Raw genomic sequence first — 9,461 nt, forward strand, 5'->3', positions numbered from 1 at the left:
GCATGGATAATTATACCTATCAACATTGCGTAAATGTGGCTGTACTTTCCCTTATATTAAGAATCAACTTAGGTCTTAATAAAATTGAGCTGAGGGATTTATGTATAGGAGCTTTAATTCATGATATAGGAAAAATTCTTACTCCAAAATCTATATTACTAAAAGAAAGCGATCTTACAGATTCAGAGTTTGCAATAATGAAAGAACATACAATAAAGGGCTTTGAGTATGCAAAAAATATTCCAGAAATTTCTGCCATAGTAAGAACAATTATTCTTGAACATCATGAAAGATACGATGGTACTGGTTATCCTAATGGAAAAAAGGCCGAAGAGATTCATAAGTTTAGTAGAATTGTATCAATTGCAGATGTATATGATGCACTAACTTCTGATAGACCTTACCGAAGAGCTTTAAGTCCCAGTGAAGCACTAGAATATATAATGGCCGGCGGAGATAGTCAATTTGATTTCGATATGGTAAAAACCTTCGCTCATCTTATAGTTCCTTATCCAGAAGGAACTTTAGTGGCTCTTAGCACTGGAGAATATGGAATAGTAGAAGAGGTTTGTCACAATTATCCTTTACGACCTAAAGTTAAAATTATAAAAAGTAAGGCTCCAGAAAAAATTAACACCACAATAAATTTGATTGAGTGTATGGATATTGTAATAAAAGATTATGTTTACAATATAGAATAAAAGAAAGACCTAATTTCTAATTAGTTATTTGTCAGAAATTGGGTCTTTTATATTTTTACTTATAATGATATTACATCTCCATAATATATTTCATATTTATAAATGTCGCTATTAATAAAAGGATTATTGTTTGCAATATAATCCGCTTCTTCTAAATCTCTGGCTCTAAAAATCATTGTCCCTCCATTTTTATTAAGGGTTCCCGCACAAAATAAGAACTTATGGAAATTACTTTTATCCATTGACACAGCATACTCTTTATCTTTCTTTGGCGCCTTATAATTGATTTTTACAAATAAACCATCTTTCTTTGTCATGTTTTCCACCTTCCAACCTTTCCTGTTTATAGTTTATCGAACATTTGTTCTATAGTCAATACTTTTTTTCATTTTGTCTAATAAAATTCTCTTTCACTTTATTAATATTATCCATTCTTCTAATTTATAACTAAAATTGCTATAATGTATTAGCCAATATTTTAGGCTAAATTTTTCAGTTATTTTTCATTGAAATAAATTATTAGGAAGGTGATTACTTGAAAATAATCTGTGCCGGAGATAGCTTAACTTATGGCTACGGGGTAAGAGAAAATGAATGTTGGGTAAGCCTATTGCAAGCTAATAGTAGCCATGAAATTATTAATAAAGGTGTAAATGGAGATACTACCTCTTCCTTACTTAATCGTTCCTATGAGGATATTTTATCTTTGAAACCCTGTTATGCAATTATCATGTGTGGAACAAACGATTTTTTGATGGGATCTTCCCTAAATAGAACCTTTGATAATATAAAACTATTATATGAAGAAATGATAAATAGCTCTATTAAAGTAATACTAATGACTCCCCCTCCTGTTTTTTCAGACTTTGCAAAGGAACGTTGGAGTAGTTTTATTGATTATACTAAAGTAAATTTAAAAATAAAGGAATTAGGAGAGCTTATTAAAGATTTTAGTATTGCCAATGACATTAAAAGTATAAATTTATTCAAATTTTTTGAGAAGTACCAGAATGAATTTAATAATCTATTTTCAGATGGAATTCATCTAACTGCTAAAGGCCATCTTCTTATTTATAATAACCTAGAAAATTTAAAACTATTGCATTAATAAAAAGAAAAAGTAAATCCCTAAAAAGAATTTACTTTTTCTTTTTAAATTTGTGATTGTAAAATCTAACTATTGGCCACTAATTCATTATACTTCTTTAAAACCGCATCAAATTCCTTACCAGCACCAACAGATTCATATTCTTCAAACTTTCCCTTCACTGTTACCCTGTAAGCGTAAGCCAAATTTGAATCCTCTGGCGCTACTATAACATAGTGCTTATTAGCTATATCTATTCTCTCCAAAATTTCAAGTTTTTCTTGTTTTCCATTGTCCATGGTAACTGTTATATACTTCACGGGAAAACCTCCCATCATTTTTTATTTATTAAAGAGGGAACTATTTGTTCCCCCTCATTAGAAACTATAATCTGCTTTCAAAATCCTGAACCATTCTTCTAACCATTTCTCCGCCAACATATCCATTTTGTCTAGATGTTAACTCACCTTTGTCAATTTCATCGTAATTAGAGATACCGAGTTCACTAGCAATTTCCACCTTAAATCTGTCTAGCCCTGCTCTTGCTGATGGTACTAAAACTCTATTATTTTTACTTGCCATTCTCGATTCCTCCTTTTACTTTCTTTTTGCAAACCTTAATTTCTGTTTGCATTATTATTTTGTGCAATAGGCTATATAATAACCTATAAAATTTTGTCCAAGCAGACCACAAAGTATCTTGAATGGCTAGCTTTAGCAAAGAGGACTCATTTTTTAAGTTGTTATGTACACCCGATCTAAGGTGGAATGTATCTTTTCAAACAGCAAACCAACACAGCACCATACTGGGAAGTAATCCAGCCTAATAACTCCGTTCAATGATAATGGATTACCACTATAATCCCATGGACAGCATCCTATTAAATATCTAAGGAATATACCACTTACATACTCTGTTAATAAAATTAAAATACCATATACACCTCCTCTTAAAATAAATGGCATATTCCTTAACTTTGTTTGAATTGGCTCAAGAAAAACTGCAGATCCATAAATAGGAAACATCCATATATAAGTTGTTCCAGATAATTTGATGTCTCCATTTAGAAGAGCTCCAAGTCCAGTCCAGATTACTTCCATACATAATCCAACAAATCCGTAAAAAATAAATCTTTTAAACATAAAAATATTATTTGTTTTTTTCAAATATATATACTATGTGGAATAAAATCTTATTTAGGTGTTGCTTATGAAAAGATTTAAGATTATATGGAAAAAATTTTCTTTTTTGATTCTTTTTTTCTTATTAATTATAAGTATCTTCAATCCAATATGGGCTATTTCCGCTTCTCTTTGCATGATATGTCCCCTTATAATTTCCTTTTTTAAGGGCCGGTATTGGTGTGGTAATTTATGTCCAAGAGGCAGCTTCTATGATAATATTCTGGCTAAAGTTAGTAATCATAAATCTGTACCCTGGCTATTAAGATCAAAACTTTTTAGATATCCTATGGTTGTTCTTATGCTATCTATATTTTTTAAGGGTATTGTACATAGTAATGGGGACTTAAAAAAAATAGGTTTAGTCTTTTATAGAATGATTGCTTTGACAAGCTTCCTAGGAATCATTCTAGCTTTTGCTTTTAACGAAAGAAGCTGGTGCAATTTTTGTCCCATGGGGACATTATCCAGCCTAATATGTCAATTAAATAATAATAGAAGCAGCTTAAAGGTTCACAATAACTGTGTTTCCTGCAAGTTTTGCGCAAAAATATGCCCTATGAGTATTAGCCCTTACCGCTTTAAAGGTTGCAACTTAACCCATCCTGACTGCATACAGTGCGATAGATGCATGAAAATCTGTCCTAAAAATTCTATTAAAGAATAGTTAAAAAGCAAAATGGAGGCCCTTAGGTCTCCATTTATGTAATATAAAAAAGTTTAAATACTATTCAAAATCCTTATATAGTAAGCTAGGTTGAACTCCTGTATTTCCTTGATATTTACCGCTTTTGTATTCATAATATTCACCATGAATATCATGATAGTAGATCTGACAGATCTCCACATTAGGATATATTCTTATTGGTTGAACACAAAAGATTTCTAAAGTCCAATAACCTTTAAAACCTACATCTCCAAAACCGGCAGTAACATGTATAAATAGTCCCAATCTGCCTATGGAGGAACGACCTTCTAACATAGGTATAAAGTTCTTTGTAGCTGTATATTCAACAGTTCTACCTAGATAAAGCCTTCCAGGCTCCAGCAATAAACCTTCTTCAGGTATGGTTATAGTCTTATATTTATTAGGTTTTTTCATATCTAAAACCTCTTCTTCATAAACAAGCAACTCATTATGCAATCTTAAATTATAACTGTTGGGATTTAATTGATTCTCATTAAAAGGTTCTATTATTATATCTTTCCCAATATTTTTAGCTATTTCTCTTCCTGATAATATCATCTTGCAACACCTCTTAATCCTTTTATGAATGTTTAACTTTAGTTAAAGCAAAAAAACATATATTGTATTAACCTTACACTTAATTTTAAAGCCTCAATATATTTAGATTATAAACTAAGTAAAATGTGATTACAATTGTCCCTTATATAGACAAAAGGCTTTTGCTCTAGTATTTCTAGGGCAAAAGCCTCTTTTTAATCTAGTAAATCCTTTATTCCAACGCCATTAATAATAGGCAATACATTAATAACCGGAGTTTCATAAGGATGAACTTTAAGTATAGTTTGCATTGTTTCTTTAGCCAATTCTCTTCTAGAAGAAAACTCTACCTTACACTCCTCAGCCTGGCATAGCTCTCCTACCCTTCCATTAAAGGGATCTGCTCCTTCTAAAGGTCGCCAGTATCCTGTAACCTTAGTAACAGACATACAGCTATCATAATTACCTCCAATGGTGAGAGCTCCAATTTCATTTAAAGCCTGCCGAAGTTTATCTACATACTCTTCTGGTATAAAAACCTCAAATTTAACAAATTGGAAATCCACAAACTATCACCCTTACTTTTCACTTAATTCTAAGAACTTCTCAATATCTTCCTCAATAGTCTTTAAGGAGCTTCTCCAGAAGTCCCTATTGCGTACGTCTATGTTCATAAGCTTTGTAACATCAGCAATCTTATTTTTACCGGTTACACTCAAAAGCCTATCATAATCCTTGGCAAAATCCTTACCTCTCTTTAGATACTCTGCATAAAGACCCTTAGCAAATAGTAAACCAAAGGCATAAGGGAAGTTATAGAAGTTAGAATTTGCATAGTAATAATGTGGCTTAGGTATCCACATATATGGATGTAGACAATCTTGATCTAGTCCATCTCCATAGGCTTCCTTTTGAGCTCTAAGCATTATGTCATTTAATTCTTCAGCAGTTAATGAACTTTCCTTTCTTCTTTCAAATACTTCACTTTCAAATAAGAATCTGCTATATATATCTACAATTACTTGACCGCAATCGCTTATCTCAGTTTCTAGAATAAAGAAGGCTTCATCCTTGGAAGCATTTTTAATAGCTGCTTTCTTAATTATAGTTTCGCAGAAGGTAGATGCAGTTTCAGCAATAGGCATTGGATAGTCGCTATTTAATATACTTTCCTTCATTAGACACTCACCGTGATAACCGTGTCCTAATTCATGGGCCATAGTTACTACATCAGTAAAGTTGCCTCCGTAATTTAGCATTATTCTACTTTCACCAATAGCATGTATATTCTCACAGAAGGCTCCTCCTACCTTTCCTTCTCTTGGCATAACATCTATCCAGTTGTTATCCATGGCCTTCTGAGCAAAGTCTGCTAAACTATCGCTAAAGGTTCTAAAATTATCTACTACAAACTTCTTACCTTCTTCATAAGGGAAAGGCATATCTGCATTGCCTACCGGTGCAAATAAGTCATAGAATGCAAGACCTTTGCTGCTACCCATTAACTCTCCTTTTCTTTTATAGTATTTTCTAAAGGCAGGCAAGCTTTCTTTCATAGCCGTAAGCATAGCATCTAAGGTTTCCTTATCCATTCTGGAATTTACCAAAGTTTCATGCAAAGGAGACTCATAACCTCTCATTTCACATACAGTTATAACTTCTCCCTTTATACCATTAAGACATGCAGCTACTGTATCCTGGATTTTACTATAAGAAGCCAATTCAGCTTCATATGCTTTCTTTCTTAAGTCTCTATCCTTTTCATAAGCCATATTTCTTATAACACTTAATGGTAATTGCTTCTTTTCACCATCTAACTCAATATCAACCTTTAAAGTGGAAGTTACTAAATCCTTTAATTTAGACCAAGCATTTGAACCAGTATTTCTCATTTTCGCTATAACTGCTTCTTCTGCATTGCTTAATAAATACTTGCTCTGTTCAACAATCTCCATAAGATGGAATCTATGTTCTGATAGTATGCTTGAAGATTCAATAAGCTTTTCTATATCAGGTATTCCACCAATCCATCTCTTAAGCTTAGCCTTATGCTCTGCTGTAGTAGCAATTTTAGCCTGAAGTATTTCTGAACTTTTAAGTGCAGCCTTATTTTTTGTATCTACACTTAAAGTTAATTCTGAAAAATCGTAAAGCTTGCTAATAAGCTTTGCTCCACCGCTTTCTATTTCTATATACTGCTCTAATTTTTTTACTGCATCATTATAATTATCAGTAATAGAATCTACCCAAGTCTTATATTCCTCAATATAAGCATCCAAGGCCACCATATCCTTCTTAAACTCCTCACTATCAAAGGAAGGATATAACTCCTTTAAACTCCATTCATATTCCATAACATTTCTACCTCCTTTTAGTACGGTCCATATATATTTTCTAATAAACTAAATTATACACCAACTTTTTGGCAAGCGATAAACATAATTTTCAAGTAAATAAAAAAACTGCTGTACCAGCCTACTCAGTACAACAGTTTTTAATTTATTAAAGGCCATTGCAGATTTCTTTTAGCCATTCACCACAGTACCTCCATTAACATGAATGGTTTGGCCAGTTATATAAGAGGAATCATTAGAAGCCAGGAATACATAAGCTGCCGCCAATTCCACCGGTTGACCGGCTCTTCCCATAGGAGTATTGCTGCCAAACTTTGCAGTGTCCTGTTCATTGAAGGAGGCTGGGATTAAAGGTGTCCATATGGGACCAGGCGCCACTGCATTCACACGAATATTTCTTGAAGCTAGATTTGTGGAAAGAGACCGGGTGAAAGAGGTTATAGCTCCTTTTGTTGCAGAATAATCAATTAAATCCTGACTTCCCTTGTAAGCTGTAATAGATGAAGTATTTATTATGCAACTACCAGGCTTTAAGTGGGGCAATACTGCCTTTGTAAGATAAAAGACAGAAAACACATTAGTTCTGAATATTCTCTCCAATTGCTCCTTTGTAATATCCTCAAGCTTAGTTTGAACATGTTGCTCTGCTGCATTATTAACCAATATATCAATTTTACCAAATGCCTTTATAACCTTATTCACAGCATCAATGCAAAACTGCTCATCTCCGATATCTCCCGGCAAGAGCATGCACTTTCTTCCAATTTTATCTATAAGAGCTTTAGTTTCCTCTGCATCCTCAGTCTCATTTAAATATAAAATAGCTAGGTCTGCCCCTTCCTTTGCAAAGGCCAATGCCACAGCCCTTCCTATCCCACTATCTCCACCGGTAATTATAGCAGTCTTACCCTGTAATCTACCAGATGGAAGGCCATACATAGGATCTTCAAATATAGGTCTGGGATTCATATTCTTTTCAATGCCAGGCTGCTTATCCTGTTTTTGAGCTGGAAAAGCCTTAGGATAATTAGCCCCAGGGAAATTACTTTCCATATACAAACCTCCATAAAAGTATTTATAGAAAGAAAGTTACTTCATTAAAGAAGTAGCTTCTACTTCAAGAATATTTTTTCCCTAACCTCATTCTTATATGTGCTAAATATTTTTATATTTCTTTTCATGTTCCAAGAGCCATTGCTTTCTCCAAATCCCCCAAGCATAGCCTACTAGCTTTCCCTTGCTTCCTACTACCCTATGGCAGGGAATAATGATACTTATCGGATTCTTGCCATTAGTGCTACCTACCGCTCTTATCGCCTTTTCATTACCTATTTTCTCTGCAATATATTTATAGGTTACTGTTTCCCCATAAGGAATTTTAGTAAGCTCCTCCCATACCTTCTTTTGAAATTCAGTACCTCTTAAAAAATATTTTATGCTAAAGTTTTTTCTCTTACCTGAAAAATAATCTTCCAATTGAGCTATACACTCTTTTATTACCTTTGGATACTCTCCTTCATTGATTTCTATCTGCTCTGTAAAGTCTAAAGCTAATATTTCATTCTCATCACCTACCACTCTTATATTGCCTATAGGTGACTTGTAATAATAAATATACTCTCTCATTCTATCTATTTACCCTATACCTTCCACGCTCATATTGCTTTGGCCAAGGCACTTCTACCTGCAATTCTGAAGCAGCTTTCAAAGGCCAATATGGATTTCTAAGCAATTCCCTTCCTAGGAATATCATATCTGCTTTCTCTTTAGCCAGCACTCCTTCACATTCCTCCGATGTTGTTAATAATCCTCCTGCCATAACTGCTAATCCAGTAATTTTCTTTATTTTTTCTGCAAATTCTACTTGATAGCCAGGAAAAGCCTTTGGAACTACATTTACTACGCCTCCAGAGCTTACATTTACCATATCCACTCCTAAGTCCTTTACTAAATTTAGGATTGCCCCTAAGTCCTCGGGATGGTTGCCTCCCTCTTCATAATCTTCTGCTGAAACCCTAACTATTATAGGCTTTTTCCACACACTTCTTACTGCCTCTATTATTCTTCTTAAAAATCTGCTTCTATTTTCTAAACTACCGCCATATTCATCTTCTCTCTTATTAGTTAAAGGGGATAAAAATTCATTAATCAAATATCCATGAGCAGCATGAATTTCCACTACTTCATAGCCTGCCTTCAAAGCTCTTTCTGCTGCTTTTTTAAAAGACTGTACAACCCTCTCTATATCCTCTAATTTCATCTCTTCTGGTACCTTGTAATCATTACTGTAAGCAATGGCACTAGGTGCTATTACCGGTTCATAAAAGACTTCCGATTTTCTTCCCGCATGGGCAAGCTGTATAGCTGGTACCGCTCCATTGTCTTTTATGCACTTTGTAATTCTTTTTAGTCCCTCTATATGTTCATCCTTCCAAATTCCTAAATCTCTATCAGATATTCTACCACAGCTCTCTACCGCAGTAGCCTCCTGAATAATAAGTCCTGTACCACCTATAGCTCTAGTAGCATAATGAATCACATGCCAATCTTCCACCATTCCATCCTTACCAGCACTGTACATACACATTGGTGCCATAGCTATTCTATTTTTTATAGTCAATCCATTAATCTTTATATCTTCAAATAACTTAGCCATATTGTTATCTCCTTTTCTATATAAAACTTTGCTATACTTAAGGTAATACTTATATTATATCATAGTACCTTTTTTCTAATTTATTTTTAATCTTTCCCTTAATTTATTTTAATATGAATGCTTTATCATACTATAAATAAATCAGCTTCAAATATTTATCCAGAACTACAAAATCAATTTGCTTTCCACGCATCACACCAACTAGGAACTCCTATTTCAGTATTCCAAGAAATTAAAAAATAATTTTTTAGCTAAA

The 9,461-nt window shown here is 33.4% G+C and carries 13 protein-coding genes; 3 read left to right on the plus strand and 10 right to left on the minus strand.

The window, feature by feature from the left end:
* Positions 1 to 2: 2 nt before the first annotated feature.
* Positions 3 to 701, plus strand: coding sequence for an HD-GYP domain-containing protein (locus tag N3C_RS15480; RefSeq protein WP_306345591.1), 699 nt, complete (start codon positions 3 to 5; stop codon positions 699 to 701).
* A 59-nt stretch (positions 702 to 760) separates the two neighbouring features.
* Here N3C_RS15480 and N3C_RS08630 read toward each other — a convergent pair whose 3' ends face one another.
* Positions 761 to 1,018 carry a YciI family protein gene (locus tag N3C_RS08630; RefSeq protein WP_074365629.1) on the minus strand — a complete coding sequence of 86 codons (258 nt, stop codon included), beginning with the start codon at positions 1,016 to 1,018 and terminating at the stop codon, positions 761 to 763.
* A 218-nt stretch (positions 1,019 to 1,236) separates the two neighbouring features.
* Here N3C_RS08630 and N3C_RS08635 point away from each other — a divergent pair, with 218 nt between their 5' ends.
* On the plus strand, positions 1,237 to 1,809 hold the full coding sequence (locus tag N3C_RS08635; protein ID WP_074365630.1) for a GDSL-type esterase/lipase family protein: 573 nt from the start codon (positions 1,237 to 1,239) through the stop codon (positions 1,807 to 1,809).
* A 65-nt stretch (positions 1,810 to 1,874) separates the two neighbouring features.
* Here N3C_RS08635 and N3C_RS08640 read toward each other — a convergent pair whose 3' ends face one another.
* From N3C_RS08640 to N3C_RS08650, 3 genes are all read right to left on the minus strand, one after another.
* Positions 1,875 to 2,108, minus strand: a complete 234-nt coding sequence (locus tag N3C_RS08640) for a DUF1292 domain-containing protein (RefSeq protein WP_178377799.1) — start codon at positions 2,106 to 2,108, stop codon at positions 1,875 to 1,877.
* A gap of 64 nt (positions 2,109 to 2,172) precedes the next feature.
* Positions 2,173 to 2,370 (minus strand): alpha/beta-type small acid-soluble spore protein, encoded by a 198-nt coding sequence (locus N3C_RS08645; protein ID WP_074365631.1) that lies wholly within the window; start codon positions 2,368 to 2,370, stop codon positions 2,173 to 2,175.
* 153 nt (positions 2,371 to 2,523) lie between these two features.
* On the minus strand, positions 2,524 to 2,931 hold the full coding sequence (locus N3C_RS08650) for a putative ABC transporter permease (protein ID WP_074365642.1): 408 nt from the start codon (positions 2,929 to 2,931) through the stop codon (positions 2,524 to 2,526).
* Between the two features lie 67 nt (positions 2,932 to 2,998).
* On the opposite strand from N3C_RS08650, the gene N3C_RS08655 reads away from it, so the two are divergent.
* A complete protein-coding gene (locus tag N3C_RS08655; RefSeq protein WP_074365632.1) occupies positions 2,999 to 3,637 on the plus strand; it encodes a 4Fe-4S binding protein in 639 nt (212 codons plus the stop codon).
* Positions 3,638 to 3,697: 60 nt separating this feature from the next.
* Here N3C_RS08655 and dcd read toward each other — a convergent pair whose 3' ends face one another.
* The 6 genes from dcd to namA form a co-directional block, all read right to left on the minus strand.
* The gene (dcd, locus tag N3C_RS08660) at positions 3,698 to 4,216 is read right to left on the minus strand and encodes a dCTP deaminase (protein WP_074365633.1); all 519 of its coding nucleotides are present in this window, start codon (positions 4,214 to 4,216) and stop codon (positions 3,698 to 3,700) included.
* Positions 4,217 to 4,410: 194 nt separating this feature from the next.
* Positions 4,411 to 4,761 (minus strand): divalent cation tolerance protein CutA, encoded by a 351-nt coding sequence (gene cutA / locus N3C_RS08665; RefSeq protein WP_074365634.1) that lies wholly within the window; start codon positions 4,759 to 4,761, stop codon positions 4,411 to 4,413.
* Between the two features lie 12 nt (positions 4,762 to 4,773).
* Positions 4,774 to 6,549 (minus strand): M3 family oligoendopeptidase, encoded by a 1,776-nt coding sequence (locus N3C_RS08670; RefSeq protein ID WP_074365635.1) that lies wholly within the window; start codon positions 6,547 to 6,549, stop codon positions 4,774 to 4,776.
* 171 nt (positions 6,550 to 6,720) lie between these two features.
* Positions 6,721 to 7,602, minus strand: coding sequence for an SDR family oxidoreductase (locus N3C_RS08675; protein WP_074365636.1), 882 nt, complete (start codon positions 7,600 to 7,602; stop codon positions 6,721 to 6,723).
* A 102-nt stretch (positions 7,603 to 7,704) separates the two neighbouring features.
* Positions 7,705 to 8,175, minus strand: coding sequence for a methylated-DNA--[protein]-cysteine S-methyltransferase (locus N3C_RS08680; RefSeq protein ID WP_074365637.1), 471 nt, complete (start codon positions 8,173 to 8,175; stop codon positions 7,705 to 7,707).
* A gap of 1 nt (position 8,176) precedes the next feature.
* On the minus strand, positions 8,177 to 9,205 hold the full coding sequence (gene namA / locus N3C_RS08685; protein WP_074365638.1) for an NADPH dehydrogenase NamA: 1,029 nt from the start codon (positions 9,203 to 9,205) through the stop codon (positions 8,177 to 8,179).
* Positions 9,206 to 9,461 lie beyond the last annotated feature (256 nt).

The organism is Clostridium sp. N3C, from assembly GCF_900095445.1.
GTDB lineage: Bacteria > Bacillota > Clostridia > Clostridiales > Clostridiaceae > Clostridium_AU.